Annotated in this window: 1 pseudogene; it reads left to right on the plus strand. The window is 39.3% G+C overall.

The annotated features are described in order from the left end of the window. Positions 1-20 precede the first annotated feature (20 nt). A pseudogene (locus tag ACSG5Z_RS32440) lies at positions 21-280 on the plus strand (hypothetical protein); the annotation flags it as partial.

The raw sequence follows: 280 nt of genomic DNA on the forward strand, positions 1-280 counted from the left end.
TTATTTCTATATGAGACAGGTTTATTCCTGTAGGTGAGATTGTAAAAAGTTTCATTGGTTTAAGTACAAATTCGGTTGGAGCAGTAAATCGAGCAGGTACGCTGATGGGAATGGGTGCCTTAGCGAGTATGGCAGGCATTGTTAAAGGAATACGTGATGACCATCGTAGTAATAAAGAGAAGACAAGAGCTAGTAAATAAGGCGAGGAAGATAAAAAAGAAGATGCTGATAATCCTAAAAATGCGTTGGGAGCCAATTTAGGGACAGATGTAGGTTCAAC

The sequence above is a fragment of the Bacillus pretiosus genome, from assembly GCF_051294775.1.
GTDB classification, from domain to species: domain Bacteria; phylum Bacillota; class Bacilli; order Bacillales; family Bacillaceae_G; genus Bacillus_A; species Bacillus_A wiedmannii.